Source organism: Acinetobacter sp. WCHA45 (assembly GCF_002165255.2).
Classification (GTDB): Bacteria; Pseudomonadota; Gammaproteobacteria; order Pseudomonadales; family Moraxellaceae; genus Acinetobacter.
The window spans coordinates 1,458,542-1,481,863 of the sequence record NZ_CP028561.1 but is presented as its reverse complement, the minus strand read 5'-3'; the positions used below and the strand labels follow the sequence as shown (position 1 = coordinate 1,481,863).

The window sequence follows — 23,322 nt, the reverse complement described above, 5'->3', positions numbered from 1 at the left end:
AGAGACAGAGCATATGATCAAAATGTTTTTAATCGGCATTATTTAAAAAATCCCACATCACGCCGTGCCCACCCGTGTAATAAATTACATCGTAGTCTTTCCAACAGTGGACTAACGATATAAAAGTGCATGATCAACATGCACTTTTTAAAGGTTCAACGTTTAGCTTGTATTTATACAGCTACTCCAACAGCCTTTGCACGCGCTTGATGCAATTTCTTATAGCTATCAATCAAACGTAAATGGCGATCAAGCCCTTCAAGTTTCATACTTGTTGGTGTGAGACCATAGAAACGAACATTCCCTTCAACAGATCCGATAACTGCATCCATACGTTCGTTACCAAACATACGACGGAAATTCGCTTCATAGTCTTCTAATTCCATCTCATCATCGAGCAATACTTCAAGTACTACGTTCATGCATTGATAGAATAGTCCACGTTCAACGGTATTGGTATTGTATTGTAAGAAGGTTTCAACCAGTTCTTTGGCTTCTTCAAACTGTTCTAATGCAATATAGATCAATAGTTTTAGCTCAAGAATAGTCAACTGTCCCCATACGGTATTGTCATCAAACTCAATTCCAATCAAGGTCGCGATTTCAGTATAGTCATCTAATTCACATTCTTCTAAACGTTCGACCAAAGCTTCAAGTTGAGTCTGATCCAAACGATGCAGATTTAAAATGTCTTCACGGAATGCCAACGCTTTATTGGTGTTATCCCAAATTAAATCTTCGACCAAATAAATTTCAGAATAATCTGGAACTAAGATACGACATGCTGTTGCACCTAAATGCTCATAGACAGCCATATATACTTCTTTGCCCATTTCTTCCAAAATGCCAAACAATTCAGCCGCTTCTTCTTCATTTGAATTTTCACCATCATTGGTGAAATCCCACTCGACAAAGTCATAGTCTGATTTTGCACTAAAGAAACGCCATGAAACTAAGCCACTTGAGTCAATAAAGTGTTCAACAAAATTATTTGGTTCAGTGACTGCTTCACTTTGGAAGGTTGGTTGAGGTAGGTCATTTAAACCTTCAAAACTACGCCCTTGTAAGAGTTCGGTTAGGCTACGTTCCAACGCAATTTCAAAGCTTGGATGTGCGCCGAATGAGGCAAATACGCCTCCCGTACGTGGATTCATCAGTGTCACACACATCACTGGGAAATCACCGCCCAAAGAAGCATCTTTCACTAAAACAGGAAAACCTTGTTCTTCTAAACCTTGGATGCCCGCCACAATACTTGGGTATTTTGCTAATACTTCTTGAGGTACATCAGGTAAAGCAATTTCACCTTCTAAAATTTCACGTTTGACAGCACGCTCAAAAATCTCAGATAAACATTGAACTTGTGCTTCAGCCAAAGTATTACCTGCACTCATTCCATTACTTAGGTACAAGTTTTCAATCAGATTCGATGGGAAATACACAATCTCCTTATCTGACTGACGCACAAATGGTAACGAACAAATACCACGCTCTGTATTGCCTGAGTTGGTATCATATAAATGCGTACCCAGTAATTCATTATCTGGGTTGTAAATTTCAAGGCAATATTCATCCAAAATTTCTTTTGGTAATTTACCTTTCGGACCCGGTTTGAACCACTTTTCGTCTGGATAATGTACAAATTCTGCATTGGCAATTTCTTCACCCCAGAACTGATCATTATAGAAAAAGTTACAGTTCAAACGTTCAATGAACTCACCTAAAGCTGATGCTAAAGCACTTTCTTTGGTAGAGCCTTTACCATTAGTAAAGCACATTGGTGATTGTGCATCACGGATATGTAAAGACCAGACATTTGGAACAATATTACGCCAAGATGCAATTTCGATCTTCATCCCTAGATTCGCCAAAATACTAGACATGTTGGCAATGGTTTCTTCTAGTGGTAAATCTTTCCCTGCGATATAAGTGCTGCTTTCTGAAGTCAGACTTGGCATCAACAGTGCTTGCGCATCCGCATCAATACTTTCGACTTCTTCAATGATAAATTCAGGACCCGTTTGAATTACTTTTTTAACGGTACAACGATCAATTGAACGTAAGATGCCTTGACGGTCTTTTTCAGAAATATCAGCGGGTAATTCAACTTGAATTTTGAAAATTTGTTTATAACGGTTTTCTGGATCAACAATATTGTTTTGTGACAAACGAATATTATCAGTCGGAATATCACGAGCTGCACAATATACTTTAACGAAGTAAGCTGCACATAATGCTGATGATGCTAAAAAGTAGTCAAATGGACCTGGTGCAGAACCATCACCTTTGTAACGAATGGGTTGGTCAGCGATAACTGTAAAATCATCGAACTTGGCTTCTTGTCGAAGATTGTCGAGATAATTAACCTTGATTTCCATGCTGGCACCTAAATATTCTTATGTGTCAGCACTGACACATAAAATTTCAAATATTGATCAATAACCCGAATCGCGGATAAGAAATTGATTTAAAAAGAGTAGCTAGAGTCATTCATTCATCTGAACAAAAAACGGACTCTAGTCATAATGGGCGCTATTATAGAAGTATTTTATGTAATTGATAACTTTTGTCTGTTTTTCTAGCCTATTTATGAACAATTAAATCCGCCTTACTTCCAAGTGAATAGCCACCAAAATTCTAGACACACATAACCATCTTTTGATGGGCCTTTTCATAATCTAATGAAGAACGCTGAAGTATTCAAAAATATATTTATAAAAATCTAACGACTCTTATGGAAGGTTATTATTTAAAACCTAATAAAACTGACTCGAATCCAACATCTGTAAAGTAATTTTTTTCACTTCATCACGACTTTGCATAATATGTGCTTCAATCGCCTGAATGGCTTCATCTACTTTACGATTAAAAATATAACCCAATATTTTCTGATGCTCCTGATAAGTCGCTTCAACACGATAATCTTTAGAGAAGTCTAAACGCCGAATAATACGGATTCGCTCGCTCAAGTCACGATGAATCCTTGCCATTTCATTATTGCCAGAGGCGCGAACCAAAGCGCAATGGAAATCTTCATCTTGTTGTGACAGTTGTTTAATTTCTTTTAGATATTGATGAGGTTCAATCAACCATAAATCTTTTAATACGGATAACTCAACCGAGTTTTGATGATCAATCTGACAAAGTTTACGAATCGAATCTTTTTCTAATACGATCCTCACATCATAAAGTTCTTCATAATATCGAAAATTGAGCGGTCGGATTTGCCAACCGCTACGAAAACTCACATCAACATAACCCTCTTGTTGCAAACGATACAGCGCTTGTCGGATTGGGGTACGACTTACATCATAAGCCTTTGCAACTTCAGATTCAGTGAAACGTTCACCCGGCATCAGTTTGAAATCAAAGATATCATTCTTAATGCGTTGGTAAACCAGCTCAGACAAATTGTCTGAGCTTTTTGTTGTTTTTATTTTGGTTTCTTTCATGCAACCTTGCCTTATTCCATATAAACCAGTGGTTCACCACTATGTACGGTTTGCCCTGCTCTACAAATAATAGCTTTTACAATGCCATCTTCTTCTGCATAAACTGGAAGTTCCATTTTCATTGCTTCAATAATAGCAACAGTTTCACCTTTTTTAACCTCTTGACCATGTTCAACAAAAATTTTCCAGATATTACCTGTCATCGATGCATTTAATGATGCTAAATGACTGTAATCAGCATGGTTATTTTCTTGAATCTGTTCTTCAGGTTGAGCTGCAAACTCCTCTTTCCAGCGATCCACTTCAGTTGTGAATGCTTGTTGTTGCTTAGCTTTAAACTCGGCAATACTTTCAGCTTCATTCTCTAAGAATTTTACATAATCCGCATAATCGAATTCTGTTTCTTCAATCTTGATCTCAGCACGACCATTTTCAAAGTCAGCGCGCCATTGATTCAGTTCTTCTTCTGTCACCTCAAAATATTTAATTTGATCAAAGAATTGTAAGAACCATTGTTTATCACCAAATTGTTTGTTTTTCTTAAACTTGTTCCAAATTGGTAAAGTACGCCCTATCAATTGATAGCCGCCCGGTGAATCCATGCCGTAGATACACATGTACATGCCACCAATACCCACTGTTCCCTCTGCGGTAAAGGTACGTGCAGGATTATATTTAGAACTGAGTAAACGATGGCGTGGATCGATTGGTACAGCACATGGTGCAGTTAAATACACATCACCCAAGCCAAGAATTAAATAGTTCGCATCAAAAATAATATCTTTGACTTCATTCCGATCTGCCAAGCCATTAATGCGTTGGATAAAATCAACATTATTTGGCAACCACGGTGCTTTAGAGCAAACACTTTCTTGATAGCGTTCTACAGCTCCTAAAGTCGCACTGTCTTCAAATGCCATCGGCAAATGTACGATACGAGATGGGATTTTTAATTGGCTCAAATCGCCCATCTCTTCTTCGAGTTGAAGTAATTGAGCAATCAATTGTGATTGTGGAATTACTAAGCCATCGTATTTAATCTGTAGTGAACGAACACCCGGTGACAGTTCCAATACGCCTGCAATTTTTGCATCACGGATCATTTGAATCAGTTGATGCACCCGTAAGCGCAAAGCCAAATCTAAAACATTTTCGCCGTATTCTAAGAGAATATAACTATCACCTGCTTGGCGATACACTGTTTTTGGCGACAATTCAGTTGGTTCTCGTTGTGCCAAAATCGTACTGACAACCTCTTGAATTGGCTCAATTGTTTCTACAACTTTGCTTGCTTCCGCAAAGTTTTGGATATTTTCAATTTGCTGACGTTCAAGTTCATTGGCTTGTTCAACGCTAATCGGATAAAAACGAATTTTATCATCGGCTTTAAGTTGCCCCACTTTCCAAAGCTCTGCTTTGGCAATCGTCACAGGACAAACGAAACCGCCTAAACTTGGACCATCTTTTGCCAGAATCACAGGGAAATCGCCTGTGAAGTTAATTGCACCGATCGCATATTCACAGTCATGGACATTTGATGGATGTAAACCTGCTTCACCACCATTTTCTCGTGCCCAGCTTGGCGTTGGTCCTGATAAACGCACACCTAAACGATTTGAGTTAAAGTGAACTGTCCACTCTGATGCAAAAAACTCTTCCACATATTCTGGTTTAAAGAAATCCGGTGCGCCGTGCGGGCCATATAACACCGCAATTTCCCATTCATTACTATATTCAGGAATCAATTCAGCCGACAACGCTTGAGGTTCGTCATGTGCAAGTGGCAATTCTGCACCAGCAAATGCTGGATCAACCATTTTAATCATGTCGCCGACACGTAAGGTACGACCTGCATGACCACCAAAATTACCAAGCGCAAAAGTAGAACGACTGCCTAAATATACAGGGACATCCAAACCATTTCGAACCGCTAAATATGTACGGCAACCTGATTCTACTTGACCGATTTTTAGAATTTGTCCTGCTTTAACTTCTACAGGCTTCCAAAAATCAATTTCCTGATCATCTAACAACGCAGTACAGCTTGCTCCCGCCAAAGCAATAATCGTATTTGTGTGAAACTTTAATGTTGGTCCAACTAAGGTAAACTCAAAGCCGGCAGCTTTAGCATCATTTCCAACAATACGATTAGCAAGCTGAAATGCATAGTCATCCATGGGACCTGATGGCGGAACACCAATATCCCAATAGCCTGTACGACCCGGATAATCTTGAATTGAACTTAAAGTCCCAGCTTGAACCACTTCAATCACGTTTGGCGTGTAATTGAAATCATCCAACATTCTTGTCCAAATTTGCATAGATTCAAAACGCTGATCTGAAACGATGGCACGTGCGTAATCTAAGTTTGTGCTGATGCCATTCAATCGAGTTTCAGCCAATACATGCTTTAATTTTTCAATAGCACTAGCACGATCGTCAGCATGCACAATAATCTTGGCAATCATTGGGTCGAAGTATTGGGAAATCTCTGTGCCTGTTTTGACCCAAGTATCAACACGTGTACCTTCAGGAAAGGCAACCTCTGTCAGTACACCGGGACTAGGCTGGAAATTTTTAACAGGATCTTCAGCATAAACACGAACCTCAATCGCCGCGCCTTTAGGCTGAATATTGTTGAGATATGCCCAATCAAGTTCATCACCAGCAGCAACTTTGAGCATGCATTCAATTAAGTCTAGACCCGTAACCATCTCAGTGACTGGATGCTCAACCTGTAAGCGTGTATTCACTTCTAGAAAATAAAACTCATCTCGATTGGCATCGTAAATAAACTCTACTGTTCCTGCACTACGATAATTAACAGATTTACCCAATTCTACCGCTGCTTGATGCAGTTTTTTACGTGTCGCCTCAGGTAAGTTTGCCGCTGGAGTTTCCTCGACCACTTTTTGATTACGACGTTGCAAAGAGCAATCACGCTCACCAAATGCAACGACTTGCCCTTTTCCATCCCCAAAGATTTGTACTTCAACATGACGAGCTTTATCAATAAAGCATTCAATAAATACGCCTGCATCCTTAAAAAACTGCTCGCCCAAACGTTTTACACTTTCATAAGCATCGGTCAAGGCTTGTGGCGTATCACAACGAGTCAAACCAATACCACCACCGCCAGCAGTACTTTTCAACATAATTGGATAGCCAATACGATCTGCGGCAGTCAGTGCTTCATCTAAACTATCCAACAATCCAGTTCCTGGTGTCATTGGTACATTGGCAGCAGCAGCTAATTCACGAGCACGATGCTTTAGACCAAATTCTAGAATTTGCTCAGCCGTTGGTCCCATGAAAGCAATATTATTTTCTTCGCAAGCACGAGCAAAATCTGCACTTTCAGAAAGAAAGCCATAACCTGGAAAGATTGCTTCTGCGCCAGTTTGTTTAGCTGCCTGAATTAATTTTTCAATACTCAAATAAGTATCGGCTGGTTTTAAACCATCTAATCCAATCGCAATATCAGCATCTTCGACATGTTGCGCATAACGATCACTATCCGAATACACAGCAACACTGGTTATACCTAATTTTTTAAGTGTGCGAATCGCTCGAACAGCAATTTCACCACGGTTTGCAATAAGTACAGTTTTAAACATGATGATTTCCTCCCAATTAATTCGCTGTGTTTGCTGCTTGGCTGTTACGATGCTGGATATAAGCTCTCCATCCACCAAAATGACTAATATTCTCTGCATCATTTATGCCATAAGGCTCACAGATAAAACCTTTCACCCAGCGCCCATCTTCTAATTCGACATTGCCCATCCCTAAAGGTGTTGGAATCTCTGCCACAAATTCACCAAATCGAGCAGTAGGAACATCCCACAATTCAACAATAATGCTTTGTCCATCTTGCTGACGTGCTAAGCCAGGTTTCGGCGGAACTGTTCCATTCAAAGCATAAAGCGCATAGTTTTTAGAAGTTGTTGTGGTTTCAATATGCACAGCATCACGTGTGGTTAATTGGAAATTTAATGGCATACCTGTTAGATGAGCACCAACGACTGCAACACGAATATGATGTTGCGAAATAGGCGTAGCAGAACTTAAAGGCAGAGCTTTATCCAATGCCCCTAATTTCAGTGCAAGATAGTTTTGCCAAGCTTTACCAAAATGAACCAATGCCTCATCATGCCAAGCAGGTGCAATTAGAGTGATCCCAAATGGTAAATGGTCAGCCCTAAATCCTGCTGGTAAAGCTAAAGCACTCAAATCTGCCAAGTTGGTAAAGTTAGTGTAGGTTCCTAAATGAGCGTTATATTCAATCGGATTTTGTTGAAGCTGCTCAATGGAATAAATTGTAGGTGCGGTTGGAACAATTAAGGCATCAAAATCAGCTAATCTTTGTTGGATTTTACGAGCTAAATCTTGTTTTAAATATTCTGCATTGTAGGCATCCACCGCTGAATATTTTTCGCCGTTTTTAATAATTTCTAATACCGTTGGATCAAATGCATCAGGATTGGTTTTCAGTAAATATTCAACGGCTGCGGTACGCTCTGCCACCCATGAACCTTGATATAGTTGCACCGCCAATTGCTCAAAATCTGCAAAATCAATTTTAGTGATTTCAGCATTTAATGATTCAAGGAGTTGGACAGTATGCTGAAATGCTTTTTCTGATTGCTCATCCCCAAAGAAATTTAGTTTTTCTGGAATGGCAAATTTTAATTTGCTAGAGAAATGTGCTGGAACATTCTTTGGATGCTTACGTGAATAGCTGTCCAATGGATCATATGCTTCTAAAACATTTGCAACCAAGTCTGCATCTACAACGGTTAAGGCAAAGATCGAAATACAATCTAGACTTTTACAAGCAGGCAATAAACCACGATTTGAAAACCGCCCTTTGGTTGGTTTTAGCCCAACAATATTATTAAATGCCGCTGGCACTCGACCAGAACCTGCGGTATCAGTGCCTAATGCAAATGGGACAAATCCACGAGCAACCACACTTGCTGAACCAGAACTTGAGCCACCACTGACATATTCAGGTTTAAAACTGTTTGGTACTGCACCAAAAGGTGAACGCGTTCCCACCAAACCCGTTGCAAACTGATCAAGATTAGTTTTACCAATGACAATCGCTCCCGCTTGTTTTAACAGACGTACTGTTTCAGCATCTTCTGCTGCAACAGTAGTTAAAGCTTTACAAGCTGCGGTAGTTACAAACCCTGCAACATCAATATTATCTTTCACTGCAAACGGAACGCCGTAGAGTGGAAATTGTTTTTCTAAACTTTCAGCTTCTTTGCTTAATTCATTGAGAACTTGAATTTGCTGTTCAATCTGTTCTAACGTCGCAATTGAAATCCATGCATTATCTTGAGGATCAATTAATGCAACTAAATCTTTTAAAGTATTGAGTCGGATCTCATTTTTCGAATAAGCTGTTTGCCACTCTGAAATTGTCCAACCTAAAGTTTTTATTTCATGCATTTTATGAATCCCATCTTGTATACAAGTTTGAATTTTAAAATGCAGAATCCATGCCAATTTATTTTAAACATATAAATCAGATGTTTATATTATTTTATAGATATACTATTTTTTCTAATTTTCATCTTGGTGCTTAAAAGGCTTTGTTTTAATGCAAATGCTCCATGATTTAGCAAATAGCATTTTTGTTTATCAAAAGTTGCTCAAATTCATATTTAATAGGACTTACGCAGTATTATTTATAGATTCTCTGTTGTAACAGATGATTTTTATCGAGAATAAAGTCATCAATGAAGTCTTTGATGATTGGTCTAAATAATTTCTTCTGCCAACGATATACATTTTCAAAGATCCGCTCAAACTGATTCTTTTGTATCTCGACGTAGGCCATCAAAGCTGAAAAAATATGATTCAAAATCAGTTTAGATCGTCTTACTTGAAACTTTTCAATATGACAAACCTGTTTAATCACTCGGTGATAAGTTGACAAAACAACTAATCATGCGAAAAGGTTTTTTTAGTTAACAGATGTTCACACATGCCTCGAATTGTTTCTGTACCACTCAGTTTAGAACAGCGAGAACGACTCATTTTTCTGTCCAAACATGCAAAACATTGGCGTGAAAGACAACGTGCCCCAACTATTCTCTAGCTTTCCGAAGGTAAAAGTGTTGCGGAAGTTGCCATTCTACAAGAACGTATCCCAAAAACCATAAGGCTACAACGCCGACGTTGGAAATTGTATGAGTTTGGATCGATTAAAGATAGTCATCGCTCAGGTCGGCCCGATACATTGATCTCAGACTATCAGGCGAAAATCCTAGATTGGCGACATCATTCATTCATTTCCCCTGCTTTTATAATTAAACCAAACCTATTTGTTGAAAGAACTGTTTGTAAACATCGGCTTTTTTTTCGAGCGCCAATGGATAGGCCCGTGATGATGAAGGCAAGCGATATAAGTTTAGCTCACGATTGTCATAATTCACCTGTACCGATTGACCGATCATGGGCTTGACTGGCTGATCTGGAAAATACTGCATCAGCGTATCTGTGGCCTTGTCTCCCGTTGTCATAATGGTATGGCACATCGGAATTTGCTCAAGCAAAGCTGACAAATCGGTTGGAGTCACAATTTCCAGGAACTTGTCTGAGGCATTGCCCTGCAAGCGTTTAATTTGATAGGCCGTATCAAATATCCCAATTCCAGCTTGAGACAAAAACTCACGGATTTGACTTTCCTTAAAATTTTTATTAGGTAAATCTAAAAAGTGGTTTTTATCACTGAAAAAAATCAGACCAAATATTCTCCACATATCGTTTTGATAGTTTGGATAGTAGAAGTTCATCTTCCACCGATTCTGAGGTGGTGGAAAACTCCCCAGCATCAGCAGTTTTGCATTGCCAGGCAAAAATGGAGTGAGTGGATGTGTTTCTATTTCTATCATCGTGCCGCTAAAAAATACCTGTTCACTAATAATTTAAGCAGCTCAGGATGCAAATTACCACGATAAACATCACCTTTCTATTCTTAGTGTTGATTATCATATCTGTATCAAATTCGCCCCACTTCAAAATAAGAAATTAAATTCTTGTCAAATTGCTTGAGTTGTCACGATTTCCCCACGAACCACTTACCCACACTTTACCATTGTCTAAACATTAAATCCTGTTTTTAAGTTATTGTTTAAGTAGGGATATTTTTATTAGAGAAAATTATGATAACTTTTTCTGGGATGAATTGTTACAGTAGAACGCTTTCTAAAAATTTTGACAAAAACATATCAAAGGAATAAACGGTTATGGGGATTCTGGATTGATCACACTGTCCTTGCCAATTGCCTTAGCAATTGTTATGGCTAGAATAAAGAAGTTTTGACTAGTTAATTTTCAAATTCAATTTTAAAAACAGCGCATTAATGGATGCGCTGTTTTTATTTCTTCATTGCTAATAAATAAGACATTGATATTTAATAATTGATTTAAATTTATGAGATAGTTTTATTCTCTAAATTTTTAAAATTACTTAGGCTATTTATATAGTTAAGCGAAAAGAATCCTTATTACCAAAAACAAGGTTTCCTAAGATAAGTCTAGGATTTGAAATAATTTAGCGGTAATTTCAGATAACGTATTCCATTCGATTCTGGTTCAGGAAAACGTCCTGCATCCATATTGATTTGAATAGACGGTAGAATTAGTTTTGGCATTGTTAATTTTGCATCACGCACCTGACGCATCCGCACAAAATCCTGCTTGGTGGTTGTGGCATTTAAATGAATATTGCCCTGCTTTTGTGCTTGAATACTGGTTTCATACACAAACTCAGTTCTTCCATCAGGCTTATAGTCATGGCAAAGAAAAACGCGAGTCTGTTCAGGTAACTTATAAAGCTGCTGCACAGAGTCATATAAAATTTCCGCACTACCCTTTGGAAAGTCACAACGCGCTGTCCCATAATCAGGCATAAACAATGTATCACCGACAAAAACAGCATCACCAATCACATAACTCAGACAAGCTGGCGTATGGCCTGGAGTTGGAATATTGTAGGCATCCATCTCACCAATCTTAAAATGTTGGTGATCCTTAAACAGGTAATCAAAAGTTTGATGGGTATTAAAATATTTAAGATCAATATGATAGATTGCACTAAAAATTTCCTGCACAATTGCAATCTTTTCACTCATGGCAATTTTGCCACCTACCCTGCTTTTTAAATATTGTGAGGCAGTTAGATGATCTGCATGGACATGAGTTTCTAAAATCCACTCCACCTTGAGCTGGTTTTCTTCAATGTATTGAAGAATTTCATCTGCACCCTGAGTTGATATTGAAGCAGATGCCGCATCATAATTCAATACACTGTCAATGATTGCACAAACCTTTGTACCTGGGTCAGTAACCACATAGCTGAATATATTGGTATCCTGATCAAAGAATGCCTTGACTTGAGGTTGCATAAGTTTGTCTCCTATCGTTCGGACCATAAACGATGTACAGACATACCGAACACCATCGCGATAATAAAATACCATACTTGAGAATAACCCAATCCAATCAATGTAATTGCAGGTGCGGGACAGATTCCGGCAATGCCCCAACCAACTCCAAAAAGACTCGACCCAACTATTAATTTTTTATCAATTTGGGTACTGATTGGTAATGATATTTCTTCACCAAAAATCGTTTTCGGATTTCGAATCGCTTTTTGAAATGGAAGAATCGCCACAATGATTGCACCTATCATCACGAACATCAAACTGATATCCCATTTTCCAAAAATATCAAGAAAACCTAAAACTTTTTCAGGATTAGACATTCCTGAAACCAGCAAGCCTAGCGCAAACAAGCTACCAAATACAAAAGCAAGTACATTCTTCATAGCGCAACTCCAAAGATATGACGAATAACATATACAGTTATTATTCCAGCTAACATGAATGTAACTGTAGCAATCATGGAGCGTATAGATAGGCGACTGATCCCGCAGATCCCATGCCCACTTGTACAACCTGAACCCAAACGAGTACCAAAACCAACCAATAAACCAGCAATAATCAATCCAATTGGAGATGATTTAATAACAATCTCAGGTGTTATAAATATCTGATAAATAAATGGTGTGATGAGTAGCCCCAATAAGAACCACATAGCTGAGCTTCGAACAAATAGCTTGGGTTGTAATAATTGAGACAGTAACCCACTGATACCCGTAATGCGACCATTCACATATAAATAGCCAACGACTGCAAGCCCTAAAATTCCACCACCGATTAAAGCAGAAATAATGCTAGACATAATTGATCCGCAAAAACATTATATATTTTTATATTATATTATTAAGTATAATAATTAAAGCTCTTTATTGTTACAGAATTTCTATTCAAATTCAGCCAATACCCTCCCAACAAATCAAATAGGAAAATCATTTACAAGATAATTTAACTTGCGTAATTCTGCTTTTTCACCATTTGAAGATTTAGATCTGAAATCTGCATTAAAATATGCCTCGATATGCCAGAGTAACAAATAATCTTTAATTTTGCTTTTCCCAGACCATTCGAATTCTAGAGCTAATTTGCCGCATTAAAATATACAATAGCCTGTTTTTCTTGGGTTTAAGGACATATTGATATATTTTTTAATGATACCAATTTCAGCTCTCAGTGATTATTCCAATAAAAGATGATTTTTCACAATATCACAGTCGAAGACTGGCTTGCTTGAACGCATTGCGGAATGCTTCTACAGCAAGATTAGGAGGATAATCTTCTTCTTACATACTCATTTTCATTATTATAAAAGCTGTCATTTAAGACTCCTCCGCATGGTTCATTCTTATACTTGAAACAAATTTATCTATTTTAGACTCTCGTGGACATTAGCGTACTAAATCTTCGATACCAATCAATTTAGGAAGCTTATCAATCAGTTTATTTAATTCTATATTTGCTGGTGAAATACAACCAGTATAGTGACTTAATTTCGTTGTTGTTCCATCTGGTCTAATCCAAACAAAATATGCACTCGGTTGATCAGTTGCCGTTTGCTGACAGCCAGTTGTTTTAACGTTTGTACCTGTTTCTGGACGATAAGTTTTCAACTCCTGTTGTAATTTTTTATATACCGAAGGATCTATTGTTAAGGTCTGAGTACCCGTCACTTTAGTATATTGCTTACCATTGAAATTCACTGTTCCAGAAGGTGAGATTTCTACCGAATAAATTGGACAAGCACCAAAACAAGGACTTGATGAATAACGTATCGTTTCCTGTACAGTGTTTGAAGTTTCTGATGGTGTAGATGCACATCCTACTAAAGAAAAAGTAAAAAGACTTAAGATTAATAATTTTTTCATTTGTTAATCCATTATAAATTATGTTTTTTTAATCTAACAAATCATCATTTTATTGTCATTCAGAATGATGTAAAAGTATAAAATAAAATTTACTTAGGCTATTTGAATCTAAAAATTAAAGCCGAATTTGTGATTGAAGAATTAACTGTGCAAGTTCTAAATCATCAGGATAAGTAATTTTAATATTGTCTGAACGGCCTTGCACCACTTGTACAGGGTAATTGATATATTCTAAAGCACTTGCTTCATCAGTAATTGTCATGTGATCTATCAATGCTTTTTCAAGCGCATTTTTTAGTATTCTTAATTTTGCGATCTGTGGTGTTTGAGCTTGCCACAACAACTCGCGACTTACAGTTTTTTCAATCTGATGTTCTACACCCACTTGTTTTAAAGTATCACGTACTGGAATGGCCAAAATTGCACTTTGATTATTTTGTATTGCAGAATTAACCAATTGCTCTAAATTAGCGCGCGTAACACAAGGACGGGCTGCATCATGCACCAACACCCAATCATTTTCATCCGCGATATCAGATAAGTAAATTAATGCATTGAGCACAGAATTTACTCGTTCGACTCCACCTAAACAAAAATGTAATTTCTCTTTATGATCAAAAGAAAGTGTTCTAGCAAAATTATCATTCTCACCAATTGCAAGTACACAACCCGCTAAATCCAATGTATTTAATCGATTAACTGTATGCTCAAGCACAGTACGATTTTGAATATATTGATATTGTTTTAATTCAGTTTTTGAAAAACGACTGCCTGAACCTGCGGCTGGAACAACAGCCCACAGCTTAGTCTGGGTTTTCATTGGTTGCTGTATCTATTTTTGCATTTGGATCGATATAAATTGGTTTGTAATGGGTACTGATGGTACTCATTTGCACAAAAGTTTCATTTGGCTTGATTAAACCTAAATCTAAGCGTGCATGTTCTTCAATCGCTTCCGTTCCATTTTTTAAGTCGAAAACTTCGGCTGCTAAAATACGATTGCGCTCTTTAAGCTCCGTATTTACTTCTGCTTGTTGCTTAATCTGTTGAGTCAAGGCTTGATGAGGAAAATACCCTCCCTCACCTAGCCAAAATTGATACTGTAAACTTGCCACCAAAAAGATGACAAGTAAAAGAATCAATTTACTGGAGGTCGATCGAAACATCTCTATCATGAAAAATTCCCTACATCCTTCTTACAAGGAAGATCACCTGTAAATTCTATATGATTATGAATTTGCAGAGTTTCTGTCTTTTGTAAAGAAAGATGATCAGAAGTATTCAACATAGATAAATTGACCTTAGTTTAGACCTTTGAATTCAGCTTTACCGCGGTAAGCTGCATTCGTTAATTCTTCGATACGAAGCAATTGGTTATATTTCGCTACGCGGTCAGAACGGCAAAGTGAACCCGTCTTGATTTGACCCGCTGCTGTACCTACTGCCAAGTCAGCAATCGTTGAATCTTCAGTTTCACCTGAACGGTGTGAAATTACAGTGCTATAACCATTTGCTTTTGCAAGGTAGATTGCATCTAGAGTTTCAGTCAACGTACCGATCTGGTTATATTTGATCAGAATAGAGTTACCGACTTTCTCATTAATGCCGCGTTGTAAAATCTTAGGATTAGTTACGAATAAATCGTCGCCAACCAATTGGATTTTGTCACCAAGGATTGATGTTAAGTAGCTCCAACCTTCCCAATCAGACTCATCAAGACCATCTTCAATCGAGATGATTGGGTATTGATTTACAAGACCAGCTAAATAATCAGAGAATTGGTTGCTTGTGAATGCTTTATTGCCTTCACCTGCAAGAATATATTGACCATTTTTGTAAAATTCTGAAGATGCACAATCAAGTGCCAACATGATGTCAGAACCCGCTTTGTAACCCGTTTGACCAATCGCTTCAAGAATAACAGTGATTGCTTCTTCATTTGAACGCAAGTTCGGAGCAAAACCACCTTCATCACCTACAGCAGTGTTTAAACCTTTTTTGTTTAAAACTGATTTTAGAGAATGGAAGATTTCAGCACCTGCACGTAATGCTTCAGAGAATGAAGTGAAACCAACTGGCTCAATCATGAACTCTTGAATATCAACGTTATTGTCGGCATGTGAACCACCATTAATGATGTTCATCATTGGTACAGGCATGCTCAAAGTTGTTTGACCACGCAAGTCTGCGATGTATTGGAAAAGAGGAATTTTCTTTTCAGTAGCAGCAGCGCGAGCAGCAGCCAAAGAAACAGCTAGAGTTGCGTTAGCACCTAATTTTTCTTTGTTTTCAGTACCATCAAGCTCGATCATCGTGTTATCGATGTCTTTTTGTTCAAATACTGATTTACCCACTAAAGCATCACGGATTAAAGTGTTTACGTTATTAACCGCATTTTTAACACCTTTACCTAAATAGCGTGCTTTGTCGCCATCACGAAGTTCTAAAGCTTCACGAGAACCAGTCGAAGCACCAGATGGTGCACATGCACGACCCACAACCCCAGATTCTAAAATAACGTCTGCTTCGATGGTTGGGTTACCACGAGAGTCCAAAATTTCACGTGCGCGGATGTCAACGATTTGGCTCATGAACAATTCCTCTGTTGAATGAAAATAAGATGTAAACAATTACATCAATGGGTATCTAACTTTTTGAATCCTTTAACTAAAGTATCCAATTCTTTTAATTGCGCCAAGAATGGCTCAAGCTGAGATAAACGCAAAGCACACGGTCCATCACATTTTGCGATTTCAGGTTCTGGATGTGCTTCCAAGAACAGACCCGCTAAACCTGTTGCCATACCTGCACGCGCTAAAGTCGTGATTTGAGCACGGCGACCACCCGCAGAATCAGCACGACCGCCAGGCGTTTGCAATGCGTGGGTGACATCAAAAAATACAGGTACATTCATTTCTTTCATGATGTCAAAGCCAAGCATATCTACAACCAAGTTGTTATAACCAAATGCTGAACCACGTTCACAAAGAATGAGTTTGTCATTTCCTGCTTCCAAACACTTATGCAAAATATGGCGCATTTCGTGTGGTGCTAAGAATTGTGCTTTTTTGATATTGATAATGGCTTGAGTTTTTGCCATTGCTTCAACAAGATCAGTCTGGCGACTTAAGAAAGCTGGGAGTTGGATAATGTCCGCAACTTCAGCAACAGGCGCTGCTTGGTAAGGTTCATGAACGTCCGTAATAATTGGCACATTAAAATGTTTTTTAATGTCCGCAAGCCATTCAATCCCTTTTTCTAAACCAGGACCGCGAAAAGAATTCAAACTTGAACGGTTTGCTTTATCAAAGCTTGCCTTAAATACATAAGGAATATCTAAGCGTTTGCAAATATCGACATAAGTTTCAGCAATTTCAAATGCTAAATCTTTTGACTCTAGTACGTTCATTCCGCCAAATAATACAAATGGCAAATGATTTGCCATTTGTATATCGCCTAAACGTACAACTTCTTGTGGTTTTAATTGTGACATTCAAACTTTCCCAGTTTATTTAAAACTTAGTACTTACTTTTGATGCTGTTTTTTTGCAGCTTCAATAAAGCTAGCAAATAATGGATGACCATCACGTGGCGAGCTTGTAAATTCTGGGTGGAATTGTACAGCAATAAACCAAGGATGTTCAGGAATTTCTACAGTTTCAACCAAATGTTGTACTGATGAATAACCTGAAATTTTCATGCCTGCTTCTTCAAGCGCTGGAATAAAACGATCATTCATTTCATAGCGATGACGGTGACGCTCTGTAATTTCAGCTTTACCATAGACTGCACGTGTTTTTGTGCCTTCAACTAGTTCAGACTTTTGTGCACCCAAACGCATCGTACCGCCAAGATCCGACTCAAGACTGCGTTGTTGTAATTCACCACGTTCATCTAACCATTCAGTAATTAAACCAATGAGTGGATACTTAGTTGAGCGATTGAATTCAGTTGAACTCGCTTCAGGCATACCTGCAACATTGCGTGCATACTCAATCACAGCCAACTGCATACCTAAACAAATCCCTAGGAATGGAATCTTGTTTTCACGTGCATATTGAATAGCTTTCATCTTGCCTTCAGTACCACGCTCACCGAAACCACCTGGTACTAAAATCGCATCAGCAGTACTCAAAATACTCATATCTTGCTGTTCAAGGTCTTCCGCATTCACGTAGTCAATCTGAACTTTAACGCGATTTTGAATACCTGCATGTAAAAGTGCTTCATTTACAGATTTATAAGCATCTGGTAATTCAACATATTTACCGACCATCGCAACACGAACAGTGTATTCAGGGTTCAATAATGCTTCTACAACATTATCCCAATCTTCAAGATTTGCTTCTGGAAGGTCGTTGTAACCAAAACGTTCACAAATTAAATCGTCAACATTTTGTTCGTAGAATGTACGTGGAATTTGATAAATTGTTTTTGCATCTTTACAGACGACAACGGCACGCGCTTCAACATTAGTGAACAATGCAATTTTACGTTTAGTATCAACATCAACATCATATTCAGTACGGCAGATTAAGATATCTGGCTGAATACCTATCGAAAGAAGTTCTTTAACTGAATGTTGAGTTGGCTTAGTTTTAAGTTCAGCAGCAGATTTGATATATGGTAATAATGTCAAGTGCATCAACATGGTACGTTTATGACCAAGCTCTACCATCAACTGACGTACTGATTCCATAAAAGGAAGTGATTCGATATCACCAACAGTACCACCAATCTCAACGATTGCAACGTCGTAGCCTTCACCTGCGCGAAGTACACGTTCTTTAATATTATCTGTAATATGTGGAATAACTTGAACCGTACCACCTAAGTAATCACCACGACGTTCTTTATTCAAAACATCCTGATAGACACGACCACTGGTAAAGTTATTCAGTTTGGTCATTTTCGCACGACGCAGGAAACGTTCGTAATAGCCCAAATCTAAGTCAGTTTCAGCACCATCCTCTGTGACGAAAACTTCACCGTGCTGAAATGGGCTCATGGTACCTGGATCGACATTAATGTATGGATCCATTTTTACCATAGTGACTTTCAAGCCACGAGCTTCCAAAAGTGCGGCAACAGAAGCAGCAGAAATACCTTTACCTAGTGATGAAACCACACCACCAGTGACAAAAATAAAATGGGTCATTGAGTTTCTCGTACAATCGAGCCGAAATCGGCCTACAATGTTGGGCAATTTTACTGTACTCTGCCCCTATAAAGCAAAGTCAAACCGCATCAATTCAAAGAACTATAAACAACTGACTATTCTATCAGCATTTTCGATAAAAATTTATGGGGTTTGTGGATATTTCATGCATAAATTACGTTTAATGTTTAAAAACAATTTTAGATCAGAATTAAATTCATTTGAAGATTTTGACCATATTACAATTTCAACAGATACACTGATGCAAGCATTTATAAAATATCAACAAGCTCAATAAATCCTAGGGATTTTTTCATTTAATTTTACTGCTATAATCACTGGCATCTTTCATTCAATATGTAGCTTTAACAATGGCGAATAAAAAACTTTTAATCTGTGCTGCACTTGCAACTGGTCTATTACTTACTGCTTGTGTCAAAAAAGAAGAGCCAAAAAATGAAGAACCATCAGAACAAACTTCTGAAACACAAACGACTCAAGCAGCATCTCAACCACAACAAAACCAAGAATTTCAGCCTTTGGAAAGCGTAGATAAACCAGCAACGCCAGCTCCAGTGATTGAGATGAGTCGAGAAGAAACGCCAAATACAACTACAGAAATTCGTCGTGAAACTCGCCCAGCTCAAACAGCAGAAGAGACAACAACTGCACAAGCTGAACAACCAAAACCTGCGCAAACTGAGCAGAAACCAGCAAAAGTTGAACAACCTAAAGCCGTCAAACCCGCTCCAGCACAAACTGAAGACGATGCGGTTGCTGCAGCGATTGCGGCAGCAACACCTGCATTAAATAATTAATTTATTTAACCTCTCAAAAAAGCCATGAGCCGTTGTAAAGCGACTCGTGGCTTTTTTTATCGTCTAGAAATTAGGAGTAGTGTTTAAAAAAGTCTGCCATCAGTCGTGATGCCCACGATTTCACTTCCAAACTTTCGTAAAAACCACAGTGACTTCCTTTTTTTGTTGTAACTACAGCAATATTTTCCATTTGCTGAATAACTTCTTTATAAGGTTCTAAGTTTTTAATTGAACAAACAGGATCATCTTCTATCTAAGCACGAGTAAATGTTTGTCGTACCAATGTCGCGACCTGTTGCCCCCAAATAGCATAGATTTCTTTACTTGGATGAAAGCCATCACTTGCCATAGATAAATTCATCGCCTGAAAATTTTTAATATCGTATTCAATAAATCTAAATTGTGGCTGTGAGGCTAACCACTGTTTTAATGTATGATTCATTTGCTCTGCATATTGCCCAAATAACCATGCTAATGGATTGGGTAATGCAGGAAAATGCTGCATTGGCGGGACTCCAGACATAATAATCAATTTTGGCTGAAAATGATTTTGTATTTGAGTAAATAATTGTTTTTGTTGTTTTATCCAAGTTTTAGCAGAAATTAATTTAGTCACATCATTGACACCAACTGAAGTGACGACTACATCATATTTTTTGGGTTCTAATTGTTGGATCGCTTGATAAACTTGTTTTGTTGTATCACCAGTTTTTGCATGCAATTTCCAGTCCAACAAATATTCTCTTTTTAATTCTGAAATAATCGCACCAGATAAAGCATCTTGCTGGGTCTCAACACCAACCCCAGCTGCTGCCGAATCACCTAAAATAAGTAAAGAAAGTGGCTGTCCTTGTCCAATAAGACCATCACGGTCACCACTCGCTTCTAAAAGTCGTGGTGTGTTTTTACGAACCTTCACACCTTGTATTACAACTACAGGTAATAATGCAAAAGTTGAAAGTTTTAACCACATATTAATAATCTCAATATTGCTTAGGCTATTTTACTGAGATGTGTTTGGCTGATATTGTGCGAAGCGTGCACCCATTTTTTCTGCCAATGCGGCCAAACCACTCATCGGGCGAATCATGACTTCAAAATCAATGATTTTTCCCTGTGCATTAAAACGAACCATATCAATACCTTTAAGCGATTTTCCACTCACATTAGCACTGAACTCCAACACGACATTTTCACCATCTTCAGTGTAGAACTCACGGTGATAAGTAAAGTTTTCAAACACCTGAATCACATTCGTTAAAATGAAGAAAACTACATGTTTTCCCTCATAAGGCTTAAAAGCAACAGGTGAACGAAATACCACATCGTCAGCTAATAACTCATTTAAATTTGAAAGGTCACCTGTTTTGATCATCTGATGCCATTTTTCTAACGCTTGCTTAGTTGTTTCGATTGTCATTGTAATTTCCTTATATTCTAAGCTAATGAAGTTTGAGACATTCTCCTAACATAGAGAATGTCTCATCTTTTATTTATAGAACTGCTGCTAACTCAGCACCTTGACGAATCGCACGTTTAGCATCTAATTCACCCGCTTCCTTCGCACCACCGATCAAGTGAACATTCTTACCATCTGCTTTAAGTTGATCGAACATTGCTGTATACGATTCTTGACCAGCACAAATCACAACATTATCCACGTCAAGCACAGTAGTTTGACCATCAACAGTGATATGTAGTCCTTGATCATCCACTTTGTCGTAACTTGCACCAGCAATCATTTTCACATCGCGATGTTTTAAGCCTGTACGATGAATCCAACCAGTCGTTTTACCTAATCCAGCACCAACAGCTGCTGTTTTACGTTGTAATAAGTAAATCTCACGTTCAGATTTCTCTAGCTCAGGTTGCTTTAAACCACCTACATGGGCATAGCTCGTATCAATACCCCACTCCGCATAGAATTTTTCAGGGTTCAAACTACCGCTATCACCTTCATGGGTTAAATATTCCGCTGTATCAAAACCAATACCACCAGCACCAATAATCGCAACACGCTTACCGACTGGAACACGCTCTTTTAATACTTGGATGTAGCTCAATACTTTTGGATGATCAATACCTTCAAATTGTAATTGACGCGGTGTTACCCCTGTTGCAACAACAATCTCATCATAATTCGCTTGGCTGAGTTCTTCATAAGTCACTGTATGATTGAGTACCAGCTCAATATTCGGCTGTAACTCAATCTGACGTTTGAAATAGCGTAAAGTTTCGTAAAATTCTTCTTTACCAGGAATGGTTTTCGCAATATTAAACTGACCACCAATCTGATTATTTGAATCAAACACTTTAACTTTATGGCCACGACTCGCTGCATATGTTGCAAAACTTAGACCCGCTGGACCTGCGCCAATTACTGCAATATTTTTTATTGTATTTGTTTCTTTAAAAATCAGCTCAGTTTCATAACATGCACGTGGATTGACTAAGCATGTAGCAATTTTCATCGAGAAAATATGATCTAAGCATGCTTGGTTACAACCAATACAGGTATTGATTTCGTCACTACGACCTTCACTCGCTTTCAATACAAAATCTGGATCAGCCAACATTGGGCGAGCCATCGAAATCATATCTGCATGACCTGAAGCCAGTACATGTTCAGCCATTTCAGGTGTGTTGATACGGTTCGATGTGATTAACGGAATTGAAACTGAGCCTTTTAGCTTTTCAGTTACCCAGGTAAATGCAGCACGTGGTACTTTCGTTGCAATCGTTGGAATACGTGCTTCGTGCCAACCAATCCCTGTATTGATAATGGTTGCACCTGCTTTTTCAATTTCTTTAGCAAGTTGTACAACTTCTTCTAAACTTGAACCACCTTCGACTAAATCAAGCATCGATAAACGATAAATAATAATAAAGTTTTCGCCAACTAAGTCACGAGTACGTTTAACGATTTCAATAGGAAAGCGGATACGATTTTCATAACTACCGCCCCATTCGTCATCACGGTGATTGGTACGAGCAGCAATGAATTCATTGATCAAGTAACCTTCTGAGCCCATGATTTCAACGCCATCATAACCTGCATATTGTGCAAGCTTGGCACAGTTTGCAAAATCATCAATCGTTTGCTGAACTTCTGCTGAACTTAATGCTTTTGGTTTAATCGGATTGATTGGTGCTTGAATCGCTGATGGCGCAACAATATTTGCTTGATAAGAATAGCGCCCTGTATGCAAAATTTGCATTGCGATTTTTCCACCAGCCTCATGTACAGCTTGGGTAATCACTTTATGTTTTTCTGCTTCTTCGATGGTATCTAATTTTGTACCATGCGCAAATACAACACCATCATCATTTGGAGAAACACCGCCAGTTACAATCAGACTTACACCACCTTTGGCACGTTCCGCATAAAATGCAGCCATACGTTCATAGCCTTGAGGCGCTTCCTCTAAACCAATATGCATTGATCCCATCAGTACACGGTTCTTTAATGTGGTAAAACCCAAGTCAAGTGGTTGTAATAAATGTGGATAAGCTGACATGTTTTCTCCTTTGGCTAGCAATCTGCTTGCTAATGCAACTTGTTGCATAAAGTTA

The 23,322-nt window shown here is 38.2% G+C and carries 19 protein-coding genes and 4 pseudogenes; 3 read left to right on the top strand and 20 right to left on the bottom strand.

What is annotated here, in order from left to right; all coding sequences use genetic code 11:
* Positions 1-31: 31 nt before the first annotated feature.
* The 6 genes and pseudogenes from CDG55_RS08570 to CDG55_RS08545 all read right to left on the bottom strand — a co-directional run.
* Positions 32-103 (bottom strand): annotated as a pseudogene (locus CDG55_RS08570) (type 1 glutamine amidotransferase domain-containing protein); the annotation flags it as partial.
* 70 nt (positions 104-173) lie between these two features.
* Positions 174-2,378: an OsmC domain/YcaO domain-containing protein gene (locus CDG55_RS08565; protein WP_087535786.1), complete on the bottom strand. Its 2,205-nt coding sequence runs from the start codon at positions 2,376-2,378 to the stop codon at positions 174-176.
* A gap of 378 nt (positions 2,379-2,756) precedes the next feature.
* Positions 2,757-3,452 (bottom strand): GntR family transcriptional regulator, encoded by a 696-nt coding sequence (locus tag CDG55_RS08560; protein WP_005160135.1) that lies wholly within the window; start codon positions 3,450-3,452, stop codon positions 2,757-2,759.
* 11 nt (positions 3,453-3,463) lie between these two features.
* The gene (gene uca, locus CDG55_RS08555) at positions 3,464-7,069 is read right to left on the bottom strand and encodes an urea carboxylase (RefSeq protein ID WP_087535787.1); all 3,606 of its coding nucleotides are present in this window, start codon (positions 7,067-7,069) and stop codon (positions 3,464-3,466) included.
* A 16-nt stretch (positions 7,070-7,085) separates the two neighbouring features.
* Positions 7,086-8,912: an allophanate hydrolase gene (atzF, locus tag CDG55_RS08550; RefSeq protein WP_087535788.1), complete on the bottom strand. Its 1,827-nt coding sequence runs from the start codon at positions 8,910-8,912 to the stop codon at positions 7,086-7,088.
* Between the two features lie 235 nt (positions 8,913-9,147).
* Positions 9,148-9,402 (bottom strand): annotated as a pseudogene (locus tag CDG55_RS08545) (IS701 family transposase); the annotation flags it as partial.
* 48 nt (positions 9,403-9,450) lie between these two features.
* Here CDG55_RS08545 and CDG55_RS15485 point away from each other — a divergent pair.
* Positions 9,451-9,741 (top strand): annotated as a pseudogene (locus CDG55_RS15485) (helix-turn-helix domain-containing protein); the annotation flags it as partial.
* 34 nt (positions 9,742-9,775) lie between these two features.
* Here CDG55_RS15485 and CDG55_RS08535 read toward each other — a convergent pair.
* The 10 genes from CDG55_RS08535 to CDG55_RS08490 form a co-directional block, all read right to left on the bottom strand.
* Complete coding sequence (locus CDG55_RS08535; protein WP_087535789.1) at positions 9,776-10,360, bottom strand: uracil-DNA glycosylase family protein; 585 nt, start codon at positions 10,358-10,360, stop codon at positions 9,776-9,778.
* 645 nt (positions 10,361-11,005) lie between these two features.
* A complete protein-coding gene (locus tag CDG55_RS08530; RefSeq protein ID WP_228252553.1) occupies positions 11,006-11,875 on the bottom strand; it encodes an MBL fold metallo-hydrolase in 870 nt (289 codons plus the stop codon).
* A gap of 11 nt (positions 11,876-11,886) precedes the next feature.
* A complete protein-coding gene (locus tag CDG55_RS08525; protein ID WP_087535791.1) occupies positions 11,887-12,297 on the bottom strand; it encodes a DUF6691 family protein in 411 nt (136 codons plus the stop codon).
* A complete protein-coding gene (locus CDG55_RS08520; protein ID WP_087535792.1) occupies positions 12,294-12,713 on the bottom strand; it encodes a YeeE/YedE family protein in 420 nt (139 codons plus the stop codon). Before CDG55_RS08520 ends, CDG55_RS08525 begins: the two co-directional genes overlap by 4 nt.
* A 583-nt stretch (positions 12,714-13,296) precedes the next feature.
* Entirely contained in the window at positions 13,297-13,773 is a 477-nt protein-coding gene (locus CDG55_RS08515; RefSeq protein ID WP_087535793.1) for a DUF6438 domain-containing protein, read from the bottom strand.
* Between the two features lie 115 nt (positions 13,774-13,888).
* Entirely contained in the window at positions 13,889-14,593 is a 705-nt protein-coding gene (gene ispD / locus CDG55_RS08510; RefSeq protein WP_087535794.1) for a 2-C-methyl-D-erythritol 4-phosphate cytidylyltransferase, read from the bottom strand.
* Positions 14,577-14,948 (bottom strand): cell division protein FtsB, encoded by a 372-nt coding sequence (ftsB, locus tag CDG55_RS08505; protein ID WP_087535795.1) that lies wholly within the window; start codon positions 14,946-14,948, stop codon positions 14,577-14,579. The genes ispD and ftsB overlap by 17 nt, the downstream gene beginning before the upstream one ends.
* Positions 14,949-15,074: 126 nt before the next feature.
* Complete coding sequence (eno, locus tag CDG55_RS08500) at positions 15,075-16,364, bottom strand: phosphopyruvate hydratase (RefSeq protein WP_005160092.1); 1,290 nt, start codon at positions 16,362-16,364, stop codon at positions 15,075-15,077.
* 44 nt (positions 16,365-16,408) lie between these two features.
* Positions 16,409-17,266: a 3-deoxy-8-phosphooctulonate synthase gene (gene kdsA / locus CDG55_RS08495; RefSeq protein WP_087535796.1), complete on the bottom strand. Its 858-nt coding sequence runs from the start codon at positions 17,264-17,266 to the stop codon at positions 16,409-16,411.
* Positions 17,267-17,299: 33 nt separating this feature from the next.
* Complete coding sequence (locus CDG55_RS08490; protein ID WP_087535797.1) at positions 17,300-18,931, bottom strand: CTP synthase; 1,632 nt, start codon at positions 18,929-18,931, stop codon at positions 17,300-17,302.
* Between the two features lie 166 nt (positions 18,932-19,097).
* On the opposite strand from CDG55_RS08490, the gene CDG55_RS15590 reads away from it, so the two are divergent.
* Both CDG55_RS15590 and CDG55_RS08485 read left to right on the top strand, forming a co-directional pair.
* Positions 19,098-19,229 (top strand): hypothetical protein, encoded by a 132-nt coding sequence (locus CDG55_RS15590; protein ID WP_265736127.1) that lies wholly within the window; start codon positions 19,098-19,100, stop codon positions 19,227-19,229.
* A gap of 73 nt (positions 19,230-19,302) precedes the next feature.
* A complete protein-coding gene (locus CDG55_RS08485; RefSeq protein ID WP_005160086.1) occupies positions 19,303-19,749 on the top strand; it encodes a hypothetical protein in 447 nt (148 codons plus the stop codon).
* A 70-nt stretch (positions 19,750-19,819) separates the two neighbouring features.
* On the opposite strand, the pseudogene CDG55_RS08480 reads toward CDG55_RS08485, so the two are convergent.
* The 4 genes and pseudogenes from CDG55_RS08480 to CDG55_RS08465 all read right to left on the bottom strand — a co-directional run.
* Positions 19,820-19,999, bottom strand: a pseudogene (locus tag CDG55_RS08480) (alpha/beta hydrolase); the annotation flags it as partial.
* 3 nt (positions 20,000-20,002) lie between these two features.
* Entirely contained in the window at positions 20,003-20,722 is a 720-nt protein-coding gene (locus CDG55_RS08475) for an SGNH/GDSL hydrolase family protein (protein WP_087535798.1), read from the bottom strand.
* A gap of 30 nt (positions 20,723-20,752) precedes the next feature.
* Complete coding sequence (locus tag CDG55_RS08470; protein WP_087535799.1) at positions 20,753-21,169, bottom strand: nuclear transport factor 2 family protein; 417 nt, start codon at positions 21,167-21,169, stop codon at positions 20,753-20,755.
* A gap of 73 nt (positions 21,170-21,242) precedes the next feature.
* A complete protein-coding gene (locus CDG55_RS08465; RefSeq protein WP_213066139.1) occupies positions 21,243-23,267 on the bottom strand; it encodes an NADPH-dependent 2,4-dienoyl-CoA reductase in 2,025 nt (674 codons plus the stop codon).
* Positions 23,268-23,322 lie beyond the last annotated feature (55 nt).

Bases quoted from the DNA above. Each gene is read 5' to 3' on its own strand.
- CDG55_RS08565 (WP_087535786.1), bottom strand. From the start codon at position 2,378: ATGGAAATCAAGGTTAATTATCTCGACAATCTTCGACAAGAAGCCAAG.
- CDG55_RS08560 (WP_005160135.1), bottom strand. From the start codon at position 3,452: ATGAAAGAAACCAAAATAAAAACAACAAAAAGCTCAGACAATTTGTCT.
- uca (WP_087535787.1), bottom strand. From the start codon at position 7,069: ATGTTTAAAACTGTACTTATTGCAAACCGTGGTGAAATTGCTGTTCGA.
- atzF (WP_087535788.1), bottom strand. From the start codon at position 8,912: ATGCATGAAATAAAAACTTTAGGTTGGACAATTTCAGAGTGGCAAACA.
- CDG55_RS08535 (WP_087535789.1), bottom strand. From the start codon at position 10,360: ATGATAGAAATAGAAACACATCCACTCACTCCATTTTTGCCTGGCAAT.
- CDG55_RS08530 (WP_228252553.1), bottom strand. From the start codon at position 11,875: ATGCAACCTCAAGTCAAGGCATTCTTTGATCAGGATACCAATATATTC.
- CDG55_RS08525 (WP_087535791.1), bottom strand. From the start codon at position 12,297: ATGAAGAATGTACTTGCTTTTGTATTTGGTAGCTTGTTTGCGCTAGGC.
- CDG55_RS08520 (WP_087535792.1), bottom strand. From the start codon at position 12,713: ATGTCTAGCATTATTTCTGCTTTAATCGGTGGTGGAATTTTAGGGCTT.
- CDG55_RS08515 (WP_087535793.1), bottom strand. From the start codon at position 13,773: ATGAAAAAATTATTAATCTTAAGTCTTTTTACTTTTTCTTTAGTAGGA.
- ispD (WP_087535794.1), bottom strand. From the start codon at position 14,593: ATGAAAACCCAGACTAAGCTGTGGGCTGTTGTTCCAGCCGCAGGTTCA.
- ftsB (WP_087535795.1), bottom strand. From the start codon at position 14,948: ATGATAGAGATGTTTCGATCGACCTCCAGTAAATTGATTCTTTTACTT.
- eno (WP_005160092.1), bottom strand. From the start codon at position 16,364: ATGAGCCAAATCGTTGACATCCGCGCACGTGAAATTTTGGACTCTCGT.
- kdsA (WP_087535796.1), bottom strand. From the start codon at position 17,266: ATGTCACAATTAAAACCACAAGAAGTTGTACGTTTAGGCGATATACAA.
- CDG55_RS08490 (WP_087535797.1), bottom strand. From the start codon at position 18,931: ATGACCCATTTTATTTTTGTCACTGGTGGTGTGGTTTCATCACTAGGT.
- CDG55_RS15590 (WP_265736127.1), top strand. From the start codon at position 19,098: ATGCATAAATTACGTTTAATGTTTAAAAACAATTTTAGATCAGAATTA.
- CDG55_RS08485 (WP_005160086.1), top strand. From the start codon at position 19,303: ATGGCGAATAAAAAACTTTTAATCTGTGCTGCACTTGCAACTGGTCTA.
- CDG55_RS08475 (WP_087535798.1), bottom strand. From the start codon at position 20,722: ATGTGGTTAAAACTTTCAACTTTTGCATTATTACCTGTAGTTGTAATA.
- CDG55_RS08470 (WP_087535799.1), bottom strand. From the start codon at position 21,169: ATGACAATCGAAACAACTAAGCAAGCGTTAGAAAAATGGCATCAGATG.
- CDG55_RS08465 (WP_213066139.1), bottom strand. From the start codon at position 23,267: ATGTCAGCTTATCCACATTTATTACAACCACTTGACTTGGGTTTTACC.